The organism is Mycobacterium sp. E1715, assembly GCF_001667625.1.
Classification (GTDB): domain Bacteria; phylum Actinomycetota; class Actinomycetes; order Mycobacteriales; family Mycobacteriaceae; genus Mycobacterium.
The window spans coordinates 15,741-41,022 of the sequence record NZ_LZJJ01000039.1; the positions used below are offsets into that span (position 1 = coordinate 15,741).

The 25,282-nt window shown below is 69.4% G+C and carries 18 protein-coding genes; 7 read left to right on the top strand and 11 right to left on the bottom strand.

Annotation, left to right across the window (positions count from 1 at the left end):
• Positions 1–4: 4 nt before the first annotated feature.
• The 4 genes from A9X03_RS02285 to A9X03_RS02300 all read right to left on the bottom strand — a co-directional run bounded on the left by A9X03_RS02285 (position 5) and on the right by A9X03_RS02300 (position 6,526).
• Positions 5–856, bottom strand: a complete 852-nt coding sequence (locus A9X03_RS02285; RefSeq protein WP_067784071.1) for an SDR family oxidoreductase — start codon at positions 854–856, stop codon at positions 5–7.
• A gap of 71 nt (positions 857–927) precedes the next feature.
• On the bottom strand, positions 928–1,755 hold the full coding sequence (locus A9X03_RS02290; RefSeq protein ID WP_067758932.1) for an SDR family oxidoreductase: 828 nt from the start codon (positions 1,753–1,755) through the stop codon (positions 928–930).
• Positions 1,756–1,840: 85 nt separating this feature from the next.
• A complete protein-coding gene (locus A9X03_RS02295) occupies positions 1,841–5,551 on the bottom strand; it encodes a multifunctional oxoglutarate decarboxylase/oxoglutarate dehydrogenase thiamine pyrophosphate-binding subunit/dihydrolipoyllysine-residue succinyltransferase subunit (protein ID WP_067758935.1) in 3,711 nt (1,236 codons plus the stop codon).
• Positions 5,552–5,746: 195 nt separating this feature from the next.
• The gene (locus A9X03_RS02300) at positions 5,747–6,526 is read right to left on the bottom strand and encodes a hypothetical protein (RefSeq protein WP_067784075.1); all 780 of its coding nucleotides are present in this window, start codon (positions 6,524–6,526) and stop codon (positions 5,747–5,749) included.
• A gap of 221 nt (positions 6,527–6,747) precedes the next feature.
• Between A9X03_RS02300 and A9X03_RS02305 the strand changes: the two genes are divergently transcribed.
• Positions 6,748–8,637 carry an MFS transporter gene (locus tag A9X03_RS02305; protein WP_067784077.1) on the top strand — a complete coding sequence of 630 codons (1,890 nt, stop codon included), beginning with the start codon at positions 6,748–6,750 and terminating at the stop codon, positions 8,635–8,637.
• Here the strand turns inward: A9X03_RS02305 and A9X03_RS02310 are convergent.
• Both A9X03_RS02310 and A9X03_RS02315 read right to left on the bottom strand, forming a co-directional pair.
• A complete protein-coding gene (locus A9X03_RS02310; RefSeq protein ID WP_068259466.1) occupies positions 8,634–12,062 on the bottom strand; it encodes a TM0106 family RecB-like putative nuclease in 3,429 nt (1,142 codons plus the stop codon). The genes A9X03_RS02305 and A9X03_RS02310 overlap by 4 nt on opposite strands.
• A 44-nt stretch (positions 12,063–12,106) precedes the next feature.
• A complete protein-coding gene (locus tag A9X03_RS02315) occupies positions 12,107–12,706 on the bottom strand; it encodes an LppP/LprE family lipoprotein (RefSeq protein WP_067749988.1) in 600 nt (199 codons plus the stop codon).
• Between the two features lie 124 nt (positions 12,707–12,830).
• On the opposite strand from A9X03_RS02315, the gene A9X03_RS02320 reads away from it, so the two are divergent.
• A complete protein-coding gene (locus tag A9X03_RS02320) occupies positions 12,831–14,531 on the top strand; it encodes a DEAD/DEAH box helicase (RefSeq protein WP_067749990.1) in 1,701 nt (566 codons plus the stop codon).
• Positions 14,528–15,667: an acyltransferase gene (locus A9X03_RS02325; protein WP_067749992.1), complete on the top strand. Its 1,140-nt coding sequence runs from the start codon at positions 14,528–14,530 to the stop codon at positions 15,665–15,667. Before A9X03_RS02320 ends, A9X03_RS02325 begins: the two co-directional genes overlap by 4 nt.
• A 105-nt stretch (positions 15,668–15,772) precedes the next feature.
• Here A9X03_RS02325 and A9X03_RS02330 read toward each other — a convergent pair whose 3' ends face one another.
• The 3 genes from A9X03_RS02330 to A9X03_RS02340 form a co-directional block, all read right to left on the bottom strand.
• A complete protein-coding gene (locus tag A9X03_RS02330) occupies positions 15,773–16,351 on the bottom strand; it encodes a TetR/AcrR family transcriptional regulator (protein WP_067784935.1) in 579 nt (192 codons plus the stop codon).
• A complete protein-coding gene (locus A9X03_RS02335) occupies positions 16,351–17,592 on the bottom strand; it encodes a cytochrome P450 (RefSeq protein ID WP_197504928.1) in 1,242 nt (413 codons plus the stop codon). The genes A9X03_RS02330 and A9X03_RS02335 overlap by 1 nt, the downstream gene beginning before the upstream one ends.
• A 99-nt stretch (positions 17,593–17,691) precedes the next feature.
• On the bottom strand, positions 17,692–19,059 hold the full coding sequence (locus tag A9X03_RS02340; protein WP_067890813.1) for an FAD-binding oxidoreductase: 1,368 nt from the start codon (positions 19,057–19,059) through the stop codon (positions 17,692–17,694).
• A gap of 65 nt (positions 19,060–19,124) precedes the next feature.
• Between A9X03_RS02340 and A9X03_RS29620 the strand changes: the two genes are divergently transcribed.
• On the top strand, positions 19,125–19,724 hold the full coding sequence (locus tag A9X03_RS29620; RefSeq protein WP_067784943.1) for an SHOCT domain-containing protein: 600 nt from the start codon (positions 19,125–19,127) through the stop codon (positions 19,722–19,724).
• A 1-nt stretch (position 19,725) separates the two neighbouring features.
• Here the strand turns inward: A9X03_RS29620 and A9X03_RS02350 are convergent, their stop codons facing one another.
• Positions 19,726–20,979: an MFS transporter gene (locus A9X03_RS02350; protein ID WP_068259472.1), complete on the bottom strand. Its 1,254-nt coding sequence runs from the start codon at positions 20,977–20,979 to the stop codon at positions 19,726–19,728.
• Positions 20,980–21,062: 83 nt separating this feature from the next.
• Between A9X03_RS02350 and A9X03_RS02355 the strand changes: the two genes are divergently transcribed.
• The 3 genes from A9X03_RS02355 (at position 21,063) to A9X03_RS02365 (ending at position 24,152) form a co-directional block, all read left to right on the top strand.
• On the top strand, positions 21,063–21,893 hold the full coding sequence (locus A9X03_RS02355; protein WP_067890819.1) for a uracil-DNA glycosylase: 831 nt from the start codon (positions 21,063–21,065) through the stop codon (positions 21,891–21,893).
• Entirely contained in the window at positions 21,886–23,004 is a 1,119-nt protein-coding gene (locus A9X03_RS02360; RefSeq protein WP_067750003.1) for an FAD-binding protein, read from the top strand. The genes A9X03_RS02355 and A9X03_RS02360 overlap by 8 nt, the downstream gene beginning before the upstream one ends.
• Positions 23,005–23,120: 116 nt before the next feature.
• A complete protein-coding gene (locus A9X03_RS02365) occupies positions 23,121–24,152 on the top strand; it encodes an LLM class flavin-dependent oxidoreductase (protein WP_068259477.1) in 1,032 nt (343 codons plus the stop codon).
• A 4-nt stretch (positions 24,153–24,156) separates the two neighbouring features.
• Here A9X03_RS02365 and A9X03_RS02370 read toward each other — a convergent pair.
• Positions 24,157–25,282, bottom strand: a 1,126-nt coding sequence (locus A9X03_RS02370) for a bifunctional diguanylate cyclase/phosphodiesterase (RefSeq protein WP_156675537.1), incomplete at its 5' end; no start/stop codon positions are given.

The window sequence follows — 25,282 nt, forward strand, 5'->3', positions numbered from 1 at the left end:
GGGGTCAGCGCTTGGGCAGCAACCGGGTCACGACACGCTGCACGCGACCCATGACGGGGCCGCGCAGGAGCCGCTCGGGCTGCGAACCGGTCAGCCGCACCACCAAATCCATGGCCTTGACGTCCGGTCCGACCAACACTCGCGCCCTGTCCTTGCGCACGCCCGCCAAGATGACCTGCGCCGCCCGCTGCGGCGTGGTCTTGGCTTGTTGCTCCTCGAACAGCTCCGCCAGGCCGTCCTGGTCCAGGCCCTCGGCGAAGATCGCGTTGCGGGCGAACCCCGTCTTCACGCCGCCCGGGTGCACGGTCGTCACCCGCACCGGGTGACCCGCCAGCACCATTTCCTGTCGCAGCGCCTCGGTGAAGCCGCGGACCGCGAACTTGGCGGAGACGTATGCCGCCTGGCCCGGCGCGGCGAACAGGCCGAGCGCGCTGGAGATGTTGATGAGGTGGCCGTCGCCGGAGGCGATGAGGTGCGGGAGGAACGCCTTGGTGCCGTTGACGACGCCCCAATAGTCGACGTCCATCACCCGTTCGATGTCCTTGAACCGGCTGTCCTCGATCGACCCGACGAACGTGATGCCCGCGTTGTTGTACAGCTGGTTGACCTGGCCGAAGTGCTCGCGGACCGCGTCGGCGTAGGCCAGGAAGGCCTCGCGCTCGGTCACGTTGAGGCGATCGGCTTTGACGGGCGCGCCGATGGCCTTGAGCTGTTCCTCGGTCTGCGCCAGCCCATCGGTGTCCACGTCGCTGATCGCGAGCTTGGCACCCGCGCGGCCCAGTTCCAGGGCCAGCGCCCGGCCGATGCCCGAACCCGCGCCCGTGACGACGGCGACCTTGCCGGCGAACTCATGCATGCGGTGCTCCCTTGTGGCGGCGTGACCGCGTCGAGGCTATCCGGTGCGGCGATTCGCCGCTATGGAATCCATCACTGCTTGGGCATCAGCCGGCCCATGACCGGGCCGAACAGCTGCTGATAGTACGGGCCGGCCACGCGCACCATCACGTCCAGAACCTTGGCGTCCGTGCCGACCAGCACCCGGGCCCTCTTCTTGCGGACGGCTTCCAGGATGATCTGGGCCGCTCGCTGCGGGCTGGTCTTGGCAAGCCGTTTGTCGAACAGACTGGCCAGCTGGGCCTGGTCGAGGCCCTCGGCGGCGGTGGCGTTGCGGGCGATCGCGGTTTTGATGCCGCCGGGGTGCACGGTGGTCACCGCCACCGGGTGGCCGGCCGCCACCATTTCCTGTCGCAACGCCTCGGTGAATCCCCGGACCGCGAATTTGGCCGAGTTGTAGGCCGCCTGCCCGGGCACCGCGAAGAGGCCGAACACGCTGGAGATGTTGATGACGTGGCCGTCGCCGGAGGCGATCAGGTGCGGCAGGAACGCCTTGGTGCCGTTGACGACGCCCCAGAAGTCGACGTCCATCACCCGTTCGATGTCCTTGAACTGGCTGACTTCGACGTCGCCGGTGAAGGCGATGCCGGCGTTGTTGTAGATCTGGTTCACCTTGCCGAAGTGCTCGCGGACCGCGTCGGCGTAGGCCAGGAAGGCCTCGCGCTCGGTCACGTCGAGCCGGTCGGCTTTGACCTCGGCTCCGATCGCCTTCAACCGTGCCTCGGTCTCGGCGAGCCCCTCGAGGTCGACGTCGCTGATCGCGACCTTGGCGCCGGAGCGCGCCAACTCGACGGCCAGCGCCTGCCCGATCCCCGAACCCGCGCCCGTCACCACTGCGACCTTGCCGGCGAACCCCTGCATGAGCACCCTTCCTTCCACGGCCCAATTGCGTCGAGGCTAGCCGGTACCGACGGTCCCCGGTACGCGTGGGTGGGCAACCCCGCGGTCAGCGGAAGGCCGTGTCGAGGATCTCCTGCTGCTCGACCGCATGCACCTTCGACGAGCCCGACGACGGCGCCGACATCGCCCGGCGTGAGATGCGCTTCAGCCCGGTGAGCTTGTCGGGCAGCAGCTCGGGCAGCTCCAGGCCGAACCGCGGCCACGCGCCCTGGTTGGCCGGCTCCTCCTGCACCCAGAAGAACTCCCTGGCGCCGGGGTAGCGGTCCAGCGTCTCGTTGAGCCGGCGCTTGGGCAGCGGGGCGAGCTGCTCGATGCGCACGATCGCGACGTCGTCCCGGTTGTCCTTGGCCTTGCGGGCCACCAGCTCGTAGTAGATCTTCCCGCTGGTCAGCAGGATCCTGGTGACCTTGCTGCGGTCGCCGATGCCGTCCTCGTATGTCGGCTCCTCGAGCACCGAGCGGAACTTGATCTCGGTGAAGTCCCTGATGTCGCTGACGGCGGCCTTGTTGCGCAGCATCGACTTCGGCGTGAACACGATCAGCGGCCGCTGCACACCGTCGAGGGCGTGCCGGCGCAACAGGTGGAAATAGTTCGACGGCGTCGACGGCATCGCGATCGTCATCGATCCCTCCGCCCACAGCTGCAGGAAGCGTTCGATGCGACCGGAGGTGTGGTCGGGGCCCTGGCCCTCGTGGCCGTGTGGCAGCAGCAGCACCACGTTGGACAGCTGGCCCCACTTGGCCTCACCGGAGCTGATGAACTCGTCGATGATCGACTGCGCGCCGTTGACGAAGTCGCCGAACTGGGCCTCCCACAACACCAGGGCGTCCGGGTTGCCCACGGTGTAGCCGTACTCGAACCCGACGGCGGCGTATTCCGACAGCGGTGAGTCGTACACCAGGAACTTGCCGCCGGTCGGAGTCCCGTCCTTGTTGGTCGCCAGCAGTTGCAGCGGGCAGAACTCTTCGCCGGTGTGGCGGTCGATGATCACCGAATGCCGCTGGGAGAAGGTGCCGCGCCGGGTGTCCTGGCCCGACAGCCGGACCAGCTTGCCCTCGGCCACCAGCGAACCCAGCGCCAGCAGCTCGCCGAACGCCCAGTCGATCTTGCCCTCGTAGGCCATCTCCCGGCGCTTTTCCAGCACCGGCTGCACGCGCGGGTGCGCGCTGAAGCCTTCCGGCAGGTCGAGAAACGCGTCGCCGATGCGGGACAGCAGCGCCTTGTCGACGGCGGTGGCCAACGACGGGGAAATCCGCTGCAGCGACTCCACCGACTCGCTCGGCTGCACGCCGTGTTTCTCCAGGTCGCGCACCTCGTTGAACACCCGCTCCAGCTGGCCCTGGTAGTCGCGCAGTGCGTCCTCGGCCTCCTTCAGCGAGATGTCGCCGCGACCGATCAGGGCTTCGGTGTAGCTCTTGCGCACCCCGCGCTTGATGTCGACGACGTCGTACATCGACGGGTTGGTCATCGACGGGTCGTCGCCTTCGTTGTGGCCGCGCTTGCGGTAGCACAGCATGTCGATGACGACGTCCTTCTTGAACCGCTGGCGGAAGTCCACGGCCAGCTGCGCCACCCACACGCAGGCCTCCGGGTCGTCGCCGTTCACGTGGAAGATCGGCGCCCCGATCATCTTCGCGACGTCGGTGCAGTACTCGCTGGATCGCGAGTATTCCGGCGCCGTGGTGAAGCCGATCTGGTTGTTGACGATGATGTGTATCGTGCCGCCGACGCGGTAACCGGGCAGGTTGGCCAGGTTCAGCGTCTCGGCGACCACGCCCTGGCCGGCGAATGCGGCGTCGCCGTGCAGCATCATTGGCACCACCGAGAAGGCCTTCTCCTCGCCGTCGTCGTGGGCGCCGCGGTTCAGCAGGTCCTGCTTGGCCCGGACCAGGCCCTCGAGCACCGGGTCCACCGCTTCCAGGTGCGACGGGTTGGCGGTCAGCGAGACCTGAATGTCGTTGTCGCCGAACATCTGTAGGTACACGCCGGTGGCGCCCAGGTGGTACTTGACGTCACCCGAGCCGTGGGCCTGCGACGGGTTCAGGTTCCCCTCGAACTCGCTGAAGATCTGCGAGTAGGGCTTGCCCACGATGTTGGCCAGGACGTTGAGGCGGCCGCGGTGGGGCATGCCGATGACGACCTCGTCGAGGCCGTGCTCGGCGCACTGGTCGATCGCCGCGTCCATCATCGGGATCACGCTCTCCGCGCCCTCCAGCGAAAAGCGTTTCTGCCCAACGTATTTGGTCTGCAGGAACGTCTCGAACGCCTCGGCGGCGTTCAGCTTGCTCAGGATGAATTTCTGCTCGGCCACCGTCGGCTTGACGTGCTTGGTCTCGACGCGCTGCTGCAGCCACTCCTGCTGCTCGGGGTCGAGGATGTGGGTGTATTCGACGCCGATGTGGCGGCAGTACGCGTCACGGAGCAGCCCGAGCACGTCGCGCAGCTTCTTGTACTCGCAACCCGCGAAGCCGTTGACCTTGAACACCCGGTCGAGGTCCCACAGTGTCAGGCCGTGGTTGAGGATTTCGAGGTCGGGGTGGCTGCGGAACCGGCTGCCGTCCAGCCGCAACGGGTCGATGTCGGCCATCAGGTGTCCGCGGTTGCGGTAGGCCGCGATCAACTCCATCACCCGGGCGTTCTTGTCGACGATCGAGTCCGGGTTGTCGGTGCTCCACCGCACCGGCAGGTACGGGTTGCCCAGTTCGCGGAAGATCTCGTCCCAGAAGGCGTCCGACAGCAGCATCTCGTGGATGGTGCGCAGGAAGTCGCCGGATTCCGCGCCCTGGATGATGCGGTGGTCGTAGGTGGAGGTCAGCGTGATCAGCTTGCCGATGCCCAGCTCGGCGATGCGTTCCTCGCTGGCGCCCTGGAACTCCGCCGGGTACTCCATGGCGCCGACGCCGATGATGGCGCCCTGGCCGGCCATGAGCCGCGGCACCGAGTGCACGGTGCCGATAGTGCCGGGGTTGGTCAGCGAAATCGTCACGCCGGCAAAGTCTTCGGCGGTCAGCTTGCCGTCGCGGGCGCGGCGGACGATGTCCTCGTAAGCGGTGACGAACTGCGCGAACCGCATGGTTTCGCAGCCCTTGATGCCGGCCACCACCAGGGAGCGCTTGCCGTCCTTGCCCTGCAGGTCGATGGCGAGGCCCAGATTGGTGTGCGCCGGGGTGACCGCGGTGGGTTTGCCGTCGACCTCGGCGTAGTGCCGGTTCATGTTCGGGAACTGCTTGATCGCCTGCACCAGCGCGTAGCCGAGCAGGTGGGTGAACGAGATCTTGCCGCCGCGGGTGCGCTTGAGCTGGTTGTTGATGACGATACGGTTGTCGATGAGCAGCTTGGCGGGAACGGCGCGGACGCTGGTGGCGGTCGGCACGTCCAGCGAGGCGGACATGTTCTTGACGACGGCGGCCGCGGCGCCGCGCAGCGTCTGCAGCTCGTCGCCCTCGGCCGGCGGGGGAGTCGGGGCCTTGGCTTTCGCCGGTGCGGCGGGGGCGCCGTTGCCGGCGGAGCCCGCGGGCTTGGCGGGCGCGGCGGTCTGGGTTACCGGCGGCGCGGGCGTTGGCTGCGGTGCGCTGGCGGCCGCCTGGCCGTCGCCGGTGGCCGCGCTCGAGGGGGAGTCGCCGGTCGGCTCGGGGTTGTAGTCGACGAGGAACTCATGCCAGCTCGGATCGACCGAGGAGGGGTCGTCGCGGAACTTGCGGTACATCTCCTCGACCAGCCATTCGTTTTGCCCGAATGGTGAACTTATGTTGCTCACGACCGCTGTTCGCCTCAATTCCTCTGTCCGGCAAGCGCTTTTACCTGTTGTGGCGCGGCGCCCGCACGTTTGTCGACCCCGGAGTGTGGAGCATGTCACACCAGTGGCGATGCTCAACGTTTCCGCCCTATAAAGGCTAACCTTTCGCCAGCAATTCGCCAGGGAGACGGGGGTATGGAGGGGGACGGCCGTTCGCTAGCCGGCTTCGTGGAATGGCGGCACCAGGTGCAGCGCGCGCGGCCAGCGCACCGGCGGGGTGCCGAAGGCGCGGTTGGCGTTGCGGACGATCTTCCTGCCGGCGAAATAGTTGCCGACGGCTCCGACGACGACGCCGATGCCGACCGGCAGCAGCTTGCCGAACACCAGGGCGCCGCGGCGCAGCGTATACCGCTTGACCCAGGACTTGAGCAGCCGCGAGTTCAGCCGCGACATCGACGACAGCGGCACCGCGGCCATGCTCTCGGAAATCCAGCCGCCGTTGGTGCGCGCCGGCCCGAACAGCTGGGTGACCGCCTCCTTGCTGTTGTCGCCGACCAGCACGGACAGCACCAGGGCCCGGCGCCGTTCCCGGTGGTCGGCGGGAATGTCGTACACCACCGCGACGGCCAGCACGAAGAACGCGGTGGCTTCCAGGAACGTGACCGTCTCCGCCGCGGCGGCGGACAGCGCGCTCAACGTGCCGATACCCGGGATGGTGGCCGCCGCGCCCACCGCCATGCCGCTGGCCGTCACCATGCCCACGTAGCGTCTCTGCAGCTTGGCGAGGATGTCGGCGGGGCCGCTGTTCGGGTGCGCGTTGCGCAACCGGGACACGTAGGCCTCGGCGGCCGGGCCCTGGATCCGCGAGCTCCGCTCGATGACCTGGGCCAATGCCCGCGCAGACGCCTTGGGCCTGCCGTCGGTGGGCATCGGCGCATCATCCGCGTGCGACATGCTGAAAAATCGGTTCGAAGACCGCTTCCGTCGGGCCCGCATCCTGCCTCTCCTGAAATGGCGTCCTACCAGGCTAACGTGCCCGCCGCAGATCACCGCCCGAACACGAAAGCTCGGGGGTGGTGTACCCCGGATCGGATCCGTGGCTGCCCCCAATCGGCCCAGCGGCAATAATGCAGGCTGGATGTCCGTGATGGCCCGGGCCGATCGATGAGCAGGCCCGCGCAGGCACGCATCGTCCGAAGCGGAAACGAGGTGGGGAGATGGCCACGGCGACGCCTCCGTCGGCCGGGGGAACCCGGCGCGCGGCGCCGAATCCACCCCACAGCGGGCGCCGAAACCTCCTGATCGAGAACTCGCCGCAGTCGCAGAAGCCCTGGAACGCGCTCTGGGCGATGATGATCGGCTTCTTCATGATCATGGTCGACTCGACGATCGTCGCCATCGCGAACCCGACGATCATGACGAACCTGCACATCGGCTACGACACCGTGATCTGGGTGACCAGCGCCTACCTGCTGGGTTATGCGGTCGTGCTGCTGGTGGCCGGGCGGCTCGGTGACCGATTCGGCCCGAAGAACATGTACCTGATCGGGCTGGTGGTGTTCACCGTCGCCTCGGTGTGGTGCGGGCTGTCGGGCAGCGCCGCGATGTTGATCGCCGCCCGGGTCGTCCAAGGGGTGGGCGCCGGCGTGCTCACGCCCCAGACTTTGTCGACGATCACCCGGATCTTCCCGCCGGAACGCCGCGGCGTCGCGGTGAGCCTGTGGGGCGCCACCGCCGGCGTCGCCAGCCTGGTGGGCCCGCTGGCCGGCGGCGTGCTGGTCGACGGGCTGGGCTGGCAGTGGATCTTCTTCGTCAACGTCCCGATCGGCGTGCTGGGGCTGGCCCTGGCCTACTGGCTGGTCCCCGTGCTGCCCACGCAGTCGCACCGGTTCGATGTGGTGGGCGTCGTGTTGTCCGGCGCGGGCATGTTCCTGATCGTGTTCGGCTTGCAGCAGGGCCAGGCCGCGCACTGGGAACCTTGGATTTGGGCGATGATTGTCGCCGGCATCGGGTTCATGACGGTGTTCGTGTTCTGGCAGTCGATGAACACCGACGAGCCGCTGATCCCCCTGGTGATCTTCGGCGACCGCGACTTCGGGCTGTGCAACGTCGGTGTGGCCATCATCTCGTTCGCCGCCACCGCGATGATGCTGCCGTTGACGTTCTACGCGCAGGCCGTCTGCGGGCTCTCGCCGACGCGCTCGGCCCTGCTGATCGCGCCGATGGCGATCGCCAACGGTGTGTTCGCGCCCTTCGTCGGCAGGATGGTCGACCGCTACCATCCGCGCCCGGTCCTCGGTTTCGGCTTCTCGGTGCTGGCGATCGCGCTGACCTGGCTCACGTTCGAGATGTCGCCGCAGACGCCGATCTGGCGCCTGGTGTTGCCGTTCTTCGCGACCGGCGTCGGAATGGCGTTCGTGTGGTCGCCGCTCACCGCCACCGCGACGCGCAACCTGCCGCCGAGCCTGGCCGGCGCGGGCTCGGCCGTGTACAACTCCGTCCGCCAGCTCGGCGCGGTGCTCGGCAGCGCCGGCATGGCCGCGTTCATGACCGCGCGGATCGGCGCCGAGATGCCCGCGCAGCCGTCCCCCGGCGCCGGCGGCGAGGCGCCCGCAACGCTGCAACTGCCCGAGTTCCTGCGCGACCCGTTCTCGGCCGCCATGTCGCAGTCGGTCCTGTTGCCCGCGTTTATCGCGCTGTTCGGGATAGTGGCCGCGCTGTTCCTGGTCGGCTTCGCGCCGACGGCCATGGGTGGCCGGCCCGACGCGGGCGACGCGGTCGACGACGACTATGACGACGACGAGTACGTCGAATTCATCCTGCTCCGTGAACCCGAGGCCGCCCCCGCACCGGTCTCTCGGGTCGCCCGTCCGCGCCCGGCGCCCGCCGTGCGGCCAATCGGGTTCGCCCACAACGGCTCTCATGTCGACGAGCCCAAGGTTTTCCGTCCGGTCACCGGGTTGTCGGCGCGGGCCTACCCGCCCGCCCCGCGCACTCGGGCGACACCGCCGGGACGGCAGCAAAACGGCGCGCCGCGAGGGCAGCGGCACGGCCGCGATCCCGACGACGAGCCCACCGGCTACGGCCGCCACTCGTCCGGCAACTAGGCGATCGCCGCGCCGGTCTGCGTCAGCGCCAGGAACGCACCCAAGTCGACCAGGCCCGAGGGCGTGCCGGGCAGGTATTCGGTCAGCGATTCCGAGCGCACGATGACGGCCGCGTATTGGGCGCGGCTGATGGCGACGTTGAGCCGGTTCCTATTGAGCAGGAACGAGATTCCGCGTGGCACTGTGTCCGCGGTGGAGGCCGTCATCGAGATGAACACCACGGGCGCCTGCCCGCCCTGGAACTTGTCGACGGTGCCCACCCGGATTCCGTCGAGGCCCGCCGCGGTCAACCGCTGGCGCAGCAGCGCCACCTGGGCGTTGTAGGGCGCCAGCACCAACACATCGGCGGCGGTCAGGGGCCGGCTACCGCGCTCGTCGGTCCAGGCCGCGCCGAGCAGGCGGTCGATCTCGTCGACGACGGCGCCGGCCTCCTCTGGGCTCTCGGTCGAATTACCGTGGTGCTCAACGGTGATCGTCCGCACGCCGGGCCGGTAGCCGGCGAGGCGCCGGGCGGCGGTGCACTCGTGGGAGTGCAGCCTGCCCTCGTAGGACAGCGCGGACACCGCGCCGCACACCGCGGGGTGCATGCGGTACGAGCGGTCCAGGAAATACCCGCGCTCGTCGGGCAGTGTGCGCTGGCCCTCGACCAGCCAGTCGAGCGCCGAGGTGTCGACGGGGTCGGGATGGGTGCCCTGGCTGACCTGCGGCAGCTGCTGGGGATCGCCGAGCAGCAACAGGTTGGCGGCGGCCGGCGCCACGGCGACGGTGTTGGCCAAACAGAATTGGCCGGCCTCGTCGATCACCAGCAGGTCGAGGGCGCCCGGCGGCACCCGGGTCGCGTTCGCGAAATCCCATGCAGTGCCGCCCAGTACGCAGCCGGCGTTCTCGGCGATGAACGCGGCGTAGGCGCTGCTGTCGATCTCCTGCCAGCGCGGGGCGCCGTGGTCGTTGCGCTTCTTGGCGACCCGCTGCGCGTCCAGCCCGGCGTCGATGACACAGTCCAGCACGTTCTCCACCGTGGCATGCGATTGCGCGACGACGCCGATCCGCCAGCCATGGTCGGTGGCCAGGCGCTGGATCACGCGCGCGGCGGTGTGCGTCTTGCCGGTGCCGGGCGGCCCGTGCACCGCCAGGTACGACGAATCCAGGTCCATCAGCGCGGCGGTGATGTCGGCTGCGATGTCCGGGATGTCGGCGCCGCGGGGCAGCGCGGAGCCGCTACGCGTGCGGGGCGCGCGGCGCAGCAGGATGTCGACGACCGCGCTGCGGGGTAGCCCTGGCAGGCCGGCCGCCACCGCGGCGGCCGTGGACTCGATGGACTCCCGAAGCGCGGTCGTCGGAATCGGAGGGCCGGGGGTCAACGCGAACGGGAGTTGATGAAAGGGCTTGCCGTCGTTGCCCACTCGTTCGACGATGGTGACTTCGGTGGGCAGCGCCGGATCGTCGGCGGCTATCACCGTGGCGCGCCCGGCCGCCCGCCGGTCGGGATCGTCGGACATCCCCGATGGAGCCGGCGGGTCGTAGAGGGCAAAGACGTCGGTCGGCAGCTCGCCGCGGGCCAACTCGCCGCGCAGTCGCACCCGCCGCTGCGGCTTGCGCGCGCGGGGTGGCGTGTTCCAGTCCACGTTCACCGACGCGTGTTCCGCGACGAAGACGTCGGTGTTATCCGCCCATTCCTCCACGGGGAAGTTCAATCGGTCGAAGTGGGCCCACCAGAACGGCTTGTCCTCGCGCCGGTGGTAGCCGCGCGCCGCGGCCAGCAGCGCCACCGCGGTCTGCTCGGGGGTGCGCTCACCCGCTGTGGCGTCGCCGGTGAATGTCGCGAGCGTCACCGCCAGCGCGTCGCGGTCCTCGACGGTGTTGCCGCCACGGACGGGCTGGGCGCCGATCGGCACGACGCCGGATTCGTAGGCGCGCAGCATCAACCAGTTGCGCAGTTCCTGGGTGGAGCGGCAGTCGTAGAGGTTGTAGTCCTCGATCTCCTTGAGCACCGAGGCGGCGTCGTCGCCGCGTCCGTCGGCCCGCAGTTCGCAGTACCGGGCGTAGGAGGTGATCGAGCCTGCGGCCGTGGTGACGTCACCGGCGCGCAGCTGCGCCCCCATGTAGAGCGGCTCCAGCGCCTTGAGGCTGAATGACTCCGCGCCCACTCGAATGCTCTTGCGCACCAGGGGGTAGAGGTCGACCAGCGTTCCGCTGCGCAGTAGCTCGTCAACTTGGTCCTCGCCGACGCCGTAGCGGCCGGCGAGCCGCAGCAACGCGGTCTTCTCATACGGGGCGTAGTGGTAGATGTGCATGTTGGGCCTGCGTTTGCGGCGTTTGGCCACCATCGCCAGGAAGTCGGTCAGGGCCTTGCGTTCCTCCGCCCGGTTGTGCGCCCACAACGGCCGAAACGCGCCGGCGGGCCCGGCCTCCAGGACGCCGAACAGGTATTCCAGGCCCCACTCCTTGCCGTCGACGGTCCACAGCGGGTCGCCCTCGAAGTCGAAGAACAGGTCGCCCGGATCCGGTTCGGGCAGCAGCGTCAGCGGCTGGGGGTCGACGATCTCGAACTGCGGCGTGCCGGTCTCGCGTTGGCGGACTTGGAGTCTCGCCTGGGCGGTCAGCTTGCCGACCGCGCCCGGCGCCAGCTCCGGCACGGGACCAAAGTGCTGGGCCAGCTCGGACACCGTGGTGACGCCGGCGTCGATCAGCTTGTCCCGCTGGGTCACTCGCATGCCGGCGACCAGCAGCAGGTCGTCGGTGGCACGCAACTGCTCCGTGCACAACGGGCAACGCAAACACGCGCCCACGCCCTCGTCGTCCCACCGGACCGCGGCTCCACCCGCGTGGTGCTCGTCGAGGACCAGCTGCAATCGTGCGCGCTGCGAACGGTAAACGGGCATCAAGTCATGGACCCGGTAGCGCGCCACCGTCCCGTCGCCCAGGTGCAGTTCCGCCTCGGGCGCCACCGCGACGCCCGAGGCGGCCAGCGCGTCGGCGTAGGCGGCGAGTTGCAACAGCGCGGTGACCTTCGCCGAGCGGGCCAGCTTGGTGTCGATGACCCGGTACTGCTCCCCTTCTCGCACCAGAAAGTCGGCGAATCCGACGAAGCGGCCGTCGAACATGGCGGCCTGATAGACCGCGGGCGCGCCGCCGGCGACTGCGCGTCGCGTCGCCTCGGCCGCCGCCGCGAGGCCCGCGGGCGTGTAGGCCGGGCGGCCGATGACCGCGACGCCATCGCCGAACTCGTCGCGCAGCCGGTCCAGTTCGCGCCGCTCGTGTTCCGTCCCGAGGGTGGCGGTCCGGGCGAGGAGGTCGTCCTCGACGGTGGCGGCCGGCGCCCAGCCGAGCCGCGCGTCGAAATCCCGCAACAACGCGTACTCGCAGCGGGCGGCGGCCGCGAGGTCCGAGGCGCTGTAGACGATGGTGTCGCCGGTGACGAACACAGCAGCAACTGTAGGTGAGGGGACCGACTAAAAGGCGGCTCCGCCTAGTGCCCCGGGGCGTTGCCGATCAGCTCCACTCCGTTGCCGTTCCAGTGGAACCGCACATCGGTGTTCAAGCCGTTGATGCCGCTGGGGTAGGTCAGCGCGACCGTGTCGCCGGTGGTCTGCGCCGGGTCGACGCCGTTGAACCCGTAGGTGTCGGGCACCCCTTGCGGGATGAATTGCCCGAGATGGAACAGGACCGCCCGGGTGGTGGGATTGACGGCGTTGGTGTTGGCCTTGATGATCACCGCCGACAGCTGGGCGCACTGGTTGTAGTTGCCGGCCAGTGGCTCCGGGTTCCAGGGTTGCTGGCTGCGCGGGTCGCGCGGCAGCTCGGAGACCACCTTGGCGATGGTGGGTGAGGCGAGGTTGACCGCGCACGGGTCGGCGGGCGGGGCGCTGCCGCCGGGCGGCGCGGCGGCGCCGGACGGCTGGGCCGGGGCCGTGATGGACGGGGTCTCGGTCGTCGTCGCGGCCTGCGGCGTCTTGGCGACCGTGGAGTCTCCCGAACCACAGCCGGTCAAGGTGATGGCGATCAACGCGACAGCGGCCGAGCCGGTCAGTGGCTCGGTACGGCGGGGTAGCGACCACACATCGGGCACCGTACCGTCATCGCGCGTTCGGGTGTGACAGGCGTGGCCGGGCCCAGCGCGGCTGTGCTCATGATCACGGGACCGCAGCGCTGAAGTCTGACGATCTGGCCACGGCCACTAGACTCCATGGACGATGACCCACCCGGACGGCTCGCCTGAGGCTGCCTCGACTACGTTTGCCGACCTGCAGATCCATCCCTCCGTCTTGCGGGCGATCGCCGACGTCGGCTACGAGTCACCCACCGGCATTCAGGCCGCGACGATCCCGGCGCTGATGGCGGGCTCGGACGTCGTCGGGCTGGCGCAGACCGGCACCGGCAAGACGGCGGCGTTCGCCATCCCGATCCTGTCCAGGATCGACGTCACCAGCACCGCGACGCAGGCACTGGTGCTGGCGCCGACGCGGGAGCTGGCGCTGCAGGTGGCCGAGGCGTTCAGCCGCTACGGGGCCCATCTGCCGAAGATCAACGTGCTGCCGATCTACGGCGGCTCCTCCTACACCGTGCAGCTCGCCGGGCTGCGGCGCGGCGCCCAGGTGGTCGTCGGCACCCCCGGCCGGGTCATCGACCACCTCGAGCGGGGGACACTGGACCTGTCGCGGGTCGACTACCTGGTGCTCGACGAGGCCGACGAGATGCTCACCATGGGCTTCGCCGAAGACGTCGAACGGATCCTCTCCGAAACCCCGGAGTACAAACAGGTCGCCCTGTTCTCCGCGACCATGCCACCGGCGATCCGCAAGCTCACCACCAAGTACCTGCACGATCCGCTCGAGGTCACCACCAAGGCCAAAACCGCTACCGCGGAGAACATTTCGCAGCGCTACATCCAGGTCGCGGGTCCGCGCAAGATGGACGCGCTGACCCGGGTGCTGGAAGTAGAGCCGTTCGAGGCGATGATCGTCTTCGTTCGCACCAAGCAGGCCACCGAGGAAGTCGCGGAAAAGCTTAGGGCCCGAGGGTTTTCCGCGGCCGCCATCAACGGCGACATCCCACAGGGCCAGCGGGAGCGGACTGTCGCCGCGCTGAAGGACGGCGGCATCGACATCCTGGTCGCCACCGACGTGGCCGCCCGCGGGCTCGACGTGGAGCGCATCTCGCACGTGCTCAACTACGACATCCCGCACGACACCGAGTCCTACGTGCATCGCATCGGCCGCACCGGCCGGGCCGGGCGGTCGGGAACCGCACTGCTCTTCGTATCGCCGCGGGAGCGCCACCTGCTCAAGGCAATCGAAAAGGCAACGCGGCAAACGCTTACCGAGTCGGAGCTGCCCACCGTCGAGGACGTCAACGCCCAGCGGGTGGCGAAGTTCGCCGACTCCATCACCGACGCGCTGGGCCGTCCTGGCATCGACCTCTTCCGCAAGCTGGTCGAGGACTACGAACGCGAGCACGACGTCCCGCTGGCCGACATAGCGGCGGCGCTGGCGCTGCAGGCCCGCGACGGCGAGGAGTTCCTGATGGCGCCCGAGCCGCCACGCGAGCGGCGCGAGCGGCACACCGAACGCCGCGAGCGTCCCGAAAGGCCCAGGCAGGACCGGTCGTTCGCCACCTATCGGATCGCGGTGGGCAAGCGGCACAAGATCGGCCCTGGCGCGATCGTCGGCGCCATCGCCAACGAAGGCGGCCTGCATCGCAGCGATTTCGGCCACATCGCCATCGGCCCGGACTTCTCCTTGGTGGAGCTGCCGGCCAAGCTGCCCAAGTCGACGCTGAAAAAACTTGAGCACACGCGCATTTCGGGGGTGCTGATCAACCTTCAACCGGACCGGTCGGCGACCAAGCCCCGCGGCCGTGACGGACAGAAGCCCCGCAGGAAATACCCGGGATGACCCTGTCGGAAGAACAGGACGCCCAGGGCGGACTCGAACAGACCGCCCACGTCGACCGGGTGGCGTCGCTGACCGGAATCCGGGCCGTGGCGGCCCTGCTCGTCGTCGGCACCCACGCGGCCTACACCACCGGCAAGTACACCCACGGTTATTGGGGCCTGGTCGGCTCCCGGCTGGAGATCGGCGTGCCGATCTTCTTCGTGCTGTCCGGGTTTCTGCTGTTCCGCCCGTGGTTGAAATCCGCCGCCACCGGCGGGCCGCCCCCGTCGCTGAGTCGCTATGCGTGGCACCGGGTCCGGCGCATCATGCCCGCCTACGTCGTCACCGTGCTGTTCGCCTACGTGCTGTATCACTTCCGCGAGGCGGGACCCAACCCCGGGCACACGTGGCTCGGGCTGGCGCGCAACCTGACGCTGACGCAGATCTACTGCAACGGCTACCTGGGCAAGTACCTGCACCAGGGGCTGACCCAGATGTGGAGCCTCGCGGTGGAAGCGTCCTTCTATGTGCTGCTCCCGCTGCTGGCCTACGTGCTGTTGGTGCTCGTCTGCCGCCGGCGCTGGCAGCCGAGACTGCTGCTGGCGGCGCTGATCGGGCTGACGTTGATCAGCCCCGCCTGGCTCGTGCTCGTGCACACCGATCACTGGTTTCCCGACGGCGCGCGGCTCTGGCTGCCGACCTATCTGGCCTGGTTTCTCGCCGGAATGCTGTTGGCCGTCCTGCAGGCGATGGGGGTGCGGGGGTACGCGTTTGTGGCCATCCCGCTGGCCGTCGTCTGCTATTTCATCGTCTCCACTCCCATCGCCGGCGCGCCCACCACGTCGCCGGCCACCCTGAGCGAGGCCCTGTTCAAGACCTGCTTCTACGCCGTGATCGCCGCCCTCGCCGTGGCGCCGCTGGCCCTGGGGGATCGGGGGTGGTACTGGCGCCTGCTGGCGACGCGGCCGATGGTGTGGCTGGGGGAGATCTCCTACGAGATCTTCCTGATCCACCTGATCACCATGGAATTCGCGATGGTCTACATCGTTCGCGCCCACGTCTACACCGGCTCGATGCTGAACCTGTTCCTCGCGACGATGGTGGTGACGATTCCGTTGGCCTGGCTGCTGCACCGGTTCACCCGCGTGCGGACCTGAGCCGACGCGGCGCGGCTATGCCGGCTTGTCGCTATGAGGCGGGCAGTTCGGGCATTCCTTCCGGCCGGGGACCGGAGTGACGGGCGTGACGACTTTGGGTTGCGCCTAGCCCCGGGCGGAGACCGGCGTGACGATCGGGACGAGGAACTCCTCGATCATCGCCTTCTCGTCGGCGTCGTCTCGACCCGGGAACTGCAGCAGCGACGCGATCACCCGCACCACCCAGCGCGCCCGGCGCTCCACGATGGCGGGGTCCTCGGGGCCGAGCGAGCCGACGAACGCGGCGGCCAGCGCGGTGATCACCTCGGACTGCGCGGCGACCTCGGCGCCGATCGGTGGCCGGCTGACGGCGAACCACGACGCCAGCGCGCGGCTGCCGCGAACCATCCGCAGCGTGGCGGTGATGCTCGCGACCAGCCGCTCCCGGGGGTCCTCGATGCCGCCGATCTGCTCCTTGATCTCGCGGCTCAGCCGGCGTGTCTCGCGGTGCACGTATGCGGTGCGCAGCGCCTCCCGGTTCTCGAAGTACCGGTACAGCGTGGCACGGGAACACCCCGCGGCCCTGGCGATCTCGTTCATGCCGATCGAAGCCTGGTCGCGTTCGGTGTAGAGCCGCTCCGCCGCGTCGAGGATCCGGTCCGCGGCGGCCTCGCTGCGGTGCGCGCCGAGCCAGTCGTTCGGCATCAGGACTTCACCCGAATCGGCACGGACAGCGGACGCCGCACGTAACTGCCGCCCGACCAGACGATCGCGGACTCGTCCACCTCGAAATCCGGGCAGCGGGTGAGCAATTCGGTCAGGGCCACCCGCGATTGCATCCGGGCCGCCGCCGCGCCCAGGCAGTGGTGCGCGCCGTGGCTGAAGGTCAGGATGTTGCGCGGGCGGCGGGTCACGTCGAGCTCGCCCGCGTCCGGACCGTATTGACGCTCGTCCCGGTTGGCCGACCCATACAACAGCAACACCTTGCGGCCGGCGGGGATGGTGGTGTCGCCGATCGTCACGTCGTGGGTGGTCGTGCGGGCCAGCCCCTGCACCGGCGAGGTCAGCCGCAGCAGCTCTTCCACCGCGTCGGGGATCAGGCCCAGATCCTCGACGAGAAGCCGTCGCTGGTCGGGCCGCTGATGCAGCAAAGGCATTGAGCCGCCCAGCATTCCGGTGGTGGTGTCGTTGCCCCCGGTCACCATGGTGAACGTGAACGCCAGCACCGACAGCGTGCCGGCGATGTCGCCGTCGGCGCCCACCCCGGCCGCCACCAGGTGCGAGATGGTGTCGTCCCCGGGCTCGCTGCGACGCCGCTCGATCAGGTGGGTGAAGTAGGCCATCATCGACCCGACCGCGTCGCCGACCGTATCCAGCGCCCCGGCCACGCCGCCTTCGGCGGTGTTGGCCGCGACGATCACGTCCGTCCACCAGTCGAATTGCGCCCGATCCGCTTCGGGCACACCGAGGTAGTGGGCGACCACCATCGAGGGCAGCGGCTTGAACAGCTCGGTGACGATGTCGCCACCCCCGGCGGCGCGCAACCCCTCGATGCGCTCCACCACGAACTCGCGGACCTTCGGTTCAACGGCCTCGACCTGTCGCGGCGTAAACCCACGCGACACCAGCTTGCGAAACTCCGTGTGCACCGGCGGATCCTGCATCACGAACGGCGGATTGTCCTGCAGCCCGATCATTTCCAGATCGCCGTAGTTGACCGTCAACCCTTGCGCGGAGGAGAAGGTCTCGTGATCACGCGCGGCGGCCCACACATCCGCGTGCCGGGACAGCACGTAATAGTCGTGCTCGGGCCGTTTGGCCGGTACGACATGGTGCACCGGATCGTGGTCGCGCAGCGCCCGGTACATCGGCCAGGGCTCCGGCCAGGTGTCCGCGGTGGCCAGCTCGAACGTGACCGGCGCGTGGTGAGACATAACCGCAGCCATGTCTCATTCGTACGACAATTGCACGGCGATGTCAACCACCCCCGGCCGGCGGGGCGGTGGACGCCGAGCGCCCCGCGCGCCGGGCGATGAGCGGAGAAACTAGATGCCCGCGCCGGGGTTGAGGATGCCCTGGGGGTCCAGGGCCTGCTTGATGCGCCGGTTGAGCTCCATCACCTCGGGCCCGAGGTAGCCGGCCAGCCACGGCCGCTTCAACCGGCCGACGCCGTGCTCGCCGGTGATCGTGCCGCCGAGCCCGACGGCGAGGTCCATGATCTCGCCGAACGCGAGATTGGCGCGCTCAGTCATCGCGGCGTCGGCGGGGTCGTACACGATCAGCGGGTGGGTGTTGCCGTCGCCGGCGTGGGCGATGACCGAGATCGTCAGGTCGCGCTCGGCCGCGATGTCCGCGATGCCGGTGACCAACCGGCCCAACGCCGGCAGGGGCACCCCGACATCCTCGAGCAGCAGCGACCCCTTCGCTTCCACCGCGGGAATGCAGAACCGGCGGGCGGCGACGAACGCCTCGCCCTCGTCGGGATTGTCGGTCGAAAACACCTCCGCCGCACCGCATTCCGCGAACACCGCGGCCATCACCGATGCGTCCTCGCTGCCCGCGCGCCCCCGCTCGTCGGAGCCGGCCACCAGCATGGCGGCCGCGCCGCGATCCAGGTCCATGCGCAGGGTGTCCTCGACGGCGTTGATCGCCACCGAATCCATGAACTCCAGCATCGAGGGGCGCAGCCGCGCGGTGACGCCCAGAACCGCCTCGACGGCCGCCTCGACCGTCGCGAAAGAGGCCACCACGATGCTGGACGCGTTCTGCTTGGGCACCAACCGCAGCGTGACCTCGGTGACGACGCCCAGGGTGCCCTCGCTGCCGACGAAGAGTTTCGTCAGCGAGAGCCCCGCGACGTCCTTGAGTCGCGGGCCACCGAGCCGCACCGCCGTGCCGTCGGCCAGCACCACCTGCATGCCCAGCACATAGTCGGTGGTGACGCCGTACTTCACGCAACACAGCCCACCGGCGTTAGTGGCGATGTTGCCGCCGATGCTGCAGATCTCGAACGACGACGGATCGGGCGGGTACCACAGGCCGTGCTCGGCGGCGGCCTTCTTGACCTCGGCGTTGAACAGGCCGGGCTGACATACCGCGGTGCGGGTCACCGGGTCGACGGTGATGTCGCGCATCTTCTCCGTCGACAGCACGATGCCGTTGTCCAGCGCCGTCGCCCCGCCGGACAGGCCGCTGCCGGCCCCGCGGGTCACCACCGGGATCCCGTGCCCGCACGCCCAGCGCAACACGGTCTGCACGTCCTCGGTGCGGCGTGGGCGAACCACGGCCAACGGTTTGCCGGCCGACGGGTCGAACGCGCGGTCCTGCCGGTAGCCCTCGGTGACGGTCGGGTCGGTGACGACCATGCCGTCGGGCAGGCCGGCGATCAGCTCGGCCAGGAGGTCAGCACTCACGACCCGATCCTACGGTCCCATCCGCGCTGTACAGTGGAGCGATTCTTGTGAAAGGTCGGGTCCAAGTGTTCGGACGCAGAGATCTCAGCAAAGTCGGCACCCGCGCGTTCGCGGACGTCCTGGCCGCCGAGCAGTCGGCGATCTCGGTCACGGTCGGCAACCCGAACCTGGTCAACAACACCGAGGTTCGCTGGAAGCTGCTGCTGCGGGTCACGCCCGAGGGCGAAGCGCCGTTCGACGCCAGCGTCACCGCACTGCTACCCCAGCTGAGCCCGCCGCGGCCGGGCCTGAGGCTGGCGGTGCTCTATGACCCGAAGGACCACAGCCGCGTGCAGCTCGACCACCGGCCGGCCGCCACCGCCGACGCGGCCATCGACGCCGTGACCGCCGCCCGCCCCGACCTGGCGGGCGCCCAGGTGATGGGAATGCCGATGACCGATGTCATCCGGCGCGCCATCTCGGATCCGACCGCCTTCCGGGAGGAGATGATGCGCCGCGGAGCCGAGATGCAGCAGCAGGCGTTCGGCGCGGCGATGCCGGCGCCCGCGGCGCAAGCCCGGCAAGACCCGATCGAGCGGCTCGAGCGGCTGGCCGCGCTGAAGGAGCGCGGCCTGCTCACCGACGAGGAATTCGAGCAGCAGAAGCGCAAGATCCTCGGCGAGTGAATCACGGCGGCGACGGCGTACTCGCCTCCAACTCCGGCGCGCGGTCCAGGTCCCGCAGCGACGGCAGCCTCGAGGCCACCAGCCCGATCGCCAGGATCGGTACCGCCAGCGCCAGGAACGTGACCTGCAGCCCGGCGGCGTCGGTGAGCGGGCCGGCCACCAGCAGGCCCAACGGCCCGGCCGCGTAGGTCAGCCCCGCCATCACCCCGACCACGCGGCCGCGCAGGTGATGCGGTGCCCGGGTCTGCATGACGTAGTTGTAGATGGGCTGGATCGGCCCGTACACCAGGCCGGTCACCCCGCAGAGCACCAGGATCACCGGCAGCGGCGGCAGGAAGGCGATGCCGACCGTCGCGGCGCCGAAGGTGAGGGTCGCCGTCAGCACCGCCGTACGCCGGCGGGTGTATCTCGACAGCGCCGCGTAGCCGAGCGCGCCCGCCACGCCGCCGATCGCGAGCGCCATCAACGCCCAACCCAGCTGCGCGGGCTGGTGCCGGTCGGCGAAATACTTTGGGAACAGCACGCTTTCCATCGGCAGGTAGAGCGCGGTCACGGCCAGGTCGATCAGACCGAGCGTCCGCAGCACCCGCAGCCTCCACACGAACCGCAGACCCTCAGCGATCCCGGACACCAGGCCGTCCGGGCGGGTCGCGTGGTGCGGCTTTCCGGCGCCCTCGAGCCGCAGCGCGCCAATCGCCAAGAGCGACAACCCGAAACACCCCGCCGTGAACCACATGGTGTTGATGCCGCCAACCGTCGCGATCATCAGGCCGCCGATCCCCGGACCCACCATGAACCCGAGATTGAGCACGGCCTCGTAGATGCTGTTGGTGCGGTCCAATGACCAGCCCGCCCGGGCGGCCGCCTCCGGCAGCATCGACTGGCGTGCCGTCGTCCCGGCCGGGTCGAAGGCCGCCGCGCAGAACCCCAGCACCGCCAGTTCCGCGACGTTGATCGCGTCGGCCCCCAGCAACAAGGCGGTCAGCGGAACGGCGGCCACCGCCGCGCAGGACAGTGAGTCGGAGACCAGCGACACGCGGCGGCGGCCCACCAGGTCGACGGCGGTGCCGGCGACCAGCGTGGAAAGCACCAGCGGCAGGGTCATCGCGGCGGCCACGACGGACGCGTCCCTGGCGCGGTCGTGGTGCTGCAACGCCAGCCAGGGGAACGCGATGATCGAGATGCCGGTGCCCGTCGTCGCCAGCAGCGTGGCGGACATGATCAGAAGTGCCGGGCCGCGGCTCGTGTGGCTCATGGGTATCCCGGGGAGAATGTAGCCGCTGATCCGCGGCCCGACCACCGAATATCCGGGGGGTTCGGCGGTCGCGCACCGGCTGACTGCAGGATGTTGATGTGCTCGTCCACCCACGTACCGGCCAGGCGTTCGATTCTCCAGTGGTTCCCGGCACCGGTTGGCCGGGGGACCCGGCGACCCCGCAGACCCCGGTGGCCGCCGACCCCACGCAGGTCGCCGCGCTGGCTCCCCGGGCCCCGTCGATCCCCGAACTCGACGCCTTGATCAGCGTCTGCCGCGCGTGCCCCCGGCTGGTCGACTGGCGCGAGGACGTCGCCGCCCTGAAGCGCCGCGCCTTCGCCGACCAGCCGTATTGGGGCCGGCCCGTGCCGGGCTGGGGCTCGGAACGGCCCCGGCTGCTGATCGTCGGGTTGGCGCCCGCGGCGCACGGCGCCAACCGGACCGGGCGCATGTTCACCGGCGACCGGTCCGGCGATCAGCTGTACGCGGCGCTGCACCGGGCCGGGCTGGTGAACCAGCCGACCAGCGTGGATGCCGCGGATGGGTTGCGGGCCAACGGGGTTCGGATCGCTGCGCCGGTGCGGTGCGCTCCGCCGGCCAACGCCCCGACGCCCGCGGAACGGGACACCTGCTGGCCCTGGCTGGAAGCCGAATGGCGGCTGGTGTCCGAGCACGTGCGCGTGATCGTGGCTCTGGGCGGGTTCGCGTGGCAAATCGCGCTGCGGTTGCCGGGCGCGTCCGCGATGCGCAAGCCGCGGTTCGGCCACGGGGTCGTGGCGCAATTCGCGCCCGGTGTGCGGTTACTCGGCTGTTACCACCCGAGCCAGCAAAACATGTTTACCGGTAGGTTGACACCAGCGATGCTCGACGACGTTTTCCGGGATGCGAAAAGGCTGGCAGGGATTAATGACTGACGTTCTGATTTCCGGCGCCAGCGTGGCCGGTGCGACGGCGGCTTATTGGCTTGGACGGCACGGCTATTCGGTCACCGTGGTGGAGCGCCACCCCGGCCCGCGACCGGGCGGCCAGGCGATCGACGTGCGCGGGCCGGCGCTGGGAGTGCTGGAACGCATGGGGCTGCTGGCCGCCGCTCAGAAGCGGAGGACGCAAATTCGCGGCGCTTCCGTCGTCGACAGCGACGGCAACGAGCTGTCGCGCGATACCGAGGCGACACCCACCGGCGGCCCCATCGACAGCCCCGACATCGAGCTGCTGCGCGACGACCTGGTCGAATTGCTTTACGGCGCAAGCCAATGGACGTCCGAGTATATTTTCGACGACACCATCACCGGCTTGGACGACGACGGCGCGGCCGTCAACGTGACCTTCGAACGTGCCCCCGCGCGCAGCTTCGACCTGGTCGTCGGGGCGGACGGACTGCACTCCAACGTGCGCCGGTTGGTGTTCGGCCCCGAGGAACAGTTCATCGAGCGCCTGGGCACCCACGCGGCGATCTTCACCGTCCCCAACTTCCTGGAACTCGACTACTGGCAGACCTGGCACTACGGGGACTCCACCATGGCGGGGGTCTACAGCGCCCGCAACAACGCCGAGGCCCGGGCCATGCTCGGTTTCATGGAAACCGATCTGCGGATCGACTACCGGGACACCGAGGCGCAGTTCGCCGAGCTGGAACGGCGGATGGCCGGCGACGGCTGGGTGCGTCCCCAGTTGCTCGAGTACATGCGCAGCGCACCGGACTTCTACTTCGACGAGATGTCGCAGATCAAGATGGACCGCTGGTCGAAGGGCAGGGTCGCGCTGGTCGGCGACGCCGGATATTGCTGCTCGCCGCTCTCGGGCCAGGGCACCAGCGTCGCGTTGCTGGGCGCCTACATCCTGGCCGGCGAGCTCGCCGCCGCGGGTGATGACTACGAACTCGGCTTCGCCAACTACCACAAGGAGTTCAACGACTACGTCAAGCGCAACCAATGGCTGGTCGTCGACAACATCCCGGGCGGGGCGCCCATTCCGCAGGAGGTCTTCGACCGCATCGTCAGCTCGATCACCCTCAAGGACTACTGACAGTCCTTCGGCCGAGCAGACGCAAAGTCGCCCGCCACGCCGGGCGGGCGTGCGATTTTGTGTCTGCTCGCGAGGAGGCCGGGAACGTTCGCGGGCCGGAAGGCGTTGACGCGAACGTGCGTCTTTCCGTCCTCGACCTGGTCCCGGTGCGCACCGACCAGACGACCCGTGATGCGCTGGCGGCCACCGTGCAGCTGGCCCAGGCCGCGGATCGGCTGGGTTTCACGCGCTATTGGGTCGCCGAGCACCACAACATGCCGTCCGTGGGCGCCACCAGCCCGCCGGTCCTGATCGCCTACCTGGCCGCGCAAACCACGCGGCTGCGCCTCGGGTCCGGCGGCGTGATGCTGCCCAATCACGCGCCCCTGGCGGTGGCCGAGCAGTTCGCGCTGCTGGAAGCCGCCGCCCCCGGCCGCATCGACCTCGGCATCGGCCGAGCGCCCGGATCCGATCCGGTGACCTCCTACGCGCTGCGTGGTAGCCGCGGCGACGAGGACATCGAAAACTTCCCGGAATACCTCGACGACGTGGCGGCGCTGATGAGCGCGCGCGGCGTCGTGGTGCCGCTGCGCTCGGGGGACTACCGGCTCAAGGCCACCCCGGCCGCGGCCGGCGAACCACGCCTGTGGCTGCTGGGGTCGTCGATGTACTCGGCGCACCTGGCCGCCGCCAAGGGGCTGCCGTACGTGTTCGCACACCACTTCTCCGGCCAGGGAACCGAGGAGGCGCTCGACGTGTACCGCTCGAGGTTCAGGCCGAGCAAGCTCACGCCCGAGCCGGTGACGTTCCTGACGGTGAACGCCGCCGTGGCCGAAACCCACGACGAGGCAACGGCATTGATGCTGCCCAACCTGCAGATGATGGCAAAGCTGCGCACCGGGCAGCCCCTGGGCCCGGTGCCGCTCGTCGAGGAGGCCGAAGGCGCCGAGCTGACGCCGCAACAGCGGCTCATCGTGGACAGTGGGCTGCGCCGGGCGGTCCTCGGTACGCCGGCCGAGGCCGCCGAACAGCTGCGGGCGCTGGCGCAACGGTTCGACGTCGACGAGGTGATGGTCCACCCGGTCGCATCGGCCCACCGAGGCACCGACCCGGCTACCGCGCCGGCGCGGGTCGCGACGCTGGAATTGCTGGCCAAGGAGTTGTTCTAGCTCCTCAGTCCGTCACGCCCGACCGCTCGGAGTCGACCGGTCCTGCGATGGCGCTCCTGTTGGTGATCCAGCGCCGCAGTTCGTCCGGCGGCAACGGCGGGCTGTGCACGAAGCCCTGGGTGATGGTGCAGCCGCATCCGCGCAGCGCGCTCAGGGTCAGCTCGTCCTCCACCCCCTCGGCGACGAGGTCGGCGCCCAGATTCTGCGCCAGGTCCACGGTGGACTGGACGATGGCCACCGACCGGGGGTCCTGGGCCAGGCGCGCGACGAATCGCCGGTCGAGCTTCAACTCGTCGACCGTCACATCCTGCAGGCGGGCCAGCGACGACCACCCGGTGCCGTAATCGTCCAGCGAGATCCGAACGCCCAGCAGCCGCAGGGCGGCGACGGTGTCGCGGGACCGCTCGGAGTCGACGAGTGCGCTCTCGGTGATCTCGACGATCAGCGCCTCGGGAGGCAAGCCGTGGTTCCGCAGCAGCCGCTCGATGGTGACCGCGAGGTCGAGGTCGAGCAGGTTCGCCGTCGACAGGTTCACCGCGACCGTCAGCGGGATGCCCTGCTCGCGCCAGGACCGAATCTGCTCGAGCGTCAGGTTGATCGTGCGATGGGCCACCGCGCGCATCAAACCGGCGCGCTCCGCGGCGGGCAGGAACGCCTCCGGCAGCAGCAGCCCGCGGGTGGGATGCTGCCAGCGCAGCAGCGCCTCCACACTGTGGACGCTGTCGTTCGCGTTGACCTTGGGCTGATAGTGCAGCGTGAACTGGTCGCCGTCGTTCAGCGCGGCGCGCAGCTCCCGCACCAGGTTGGGATCGTGGTCGCGATCGGCCTCATAGGCCGACTCGTACACCGCGATCCTGCTGACGGCCGACTTGGCGTGCGGGACCGCCGCCTCGGCGCGATTCAACAGCTCCTGGGGGTGGTCGCAGTGGTCGGGGTAGAGGGCGATGGCGATGCAGGCGTCGATCTCCACGCTGATCGCATCGAGTTCGAACGGGATGCTCATGCCTTCGAGCAACCGGCCCGCCTGGGCGCGCGCCGCGACCAGGTCGGATCCGTCGCCGAGGAGGATGGCGAATTCCTCGTCACTCACGCGCGCCAGCAGATCGTCGCGACGCACGTTGCGCGCGAGG

Coding starts and splice junctions, on each gene's coding strand:
- A9X03_RS02285 (WP_067784071.1), bottom strand. CDS start 856: ATGCATGAGTTCGCCGGCAAGGTCGCCGTCGTCACGGGCGCGGGTTCG.
- A9X03_RS02290 (WP_067758932.1), bottom strand. CDS start 1,755: ATGCAGGGGTTCGCCGGCAAGGTCGCAGTGGTGACGGGCGCGGGTTCG.
- A9X03_RS02300 (WP_067784075.1), bottom strand. CDS start 6,526: ATGCGGGCCCGACGGAAGCGGTCTTCGAACCGATTTTTCAGCATGTCG.
- A9X03_RS02305 (WP_067784077.1), top strand. CDS start 6,748: ATGGCCACGGCGACGCCTCCGTCGGCCGGGGGAACCCGGCGCGCGGCG.
- A9X03_RS02320 (WP_067749990.1), top strand. CDS start 12,831: ATGACCCACCCGGACGGCTCGCCTGAGGCTGCCTCGACTACGTTTGCC.
- A9X03_RS02325 (WP_067749992.1), top strand. CDS start 14,528: ATGACCCTGTCGGAAGAACAGGACGCCCAGGGCGGACTCGAACAGACC.
- A9X03_RS02330 (WP_067784935.1), bottom strand. CDS start 16,351: ATGCCGAACGACTGGCTCGGCGCGCACCGCAGCGAGGCCGCCGCGGAC.
- A9X03_RS02335 (WP_197504928.1), bottom strand. CDS start 17,592: ATGGCTGCGGTTATGTCTCACCACGCGCCGGTCACGTTCGAGCTGGCC.
- A9X03_RS02350 (WP_068259472.1), bottom strand. CDS start 20,979: ATGAGCCACACGAGCCGCGGCCCGGCACTTCTGATCATGTCCGCCACG.
- A9X03_RS02360 (WP_067750003.1), top strand. CDS start 21,886: ATGACTGACGTTCTGATTTCCGGCGCCAGCGTGGCCGGTGCGACGGCG.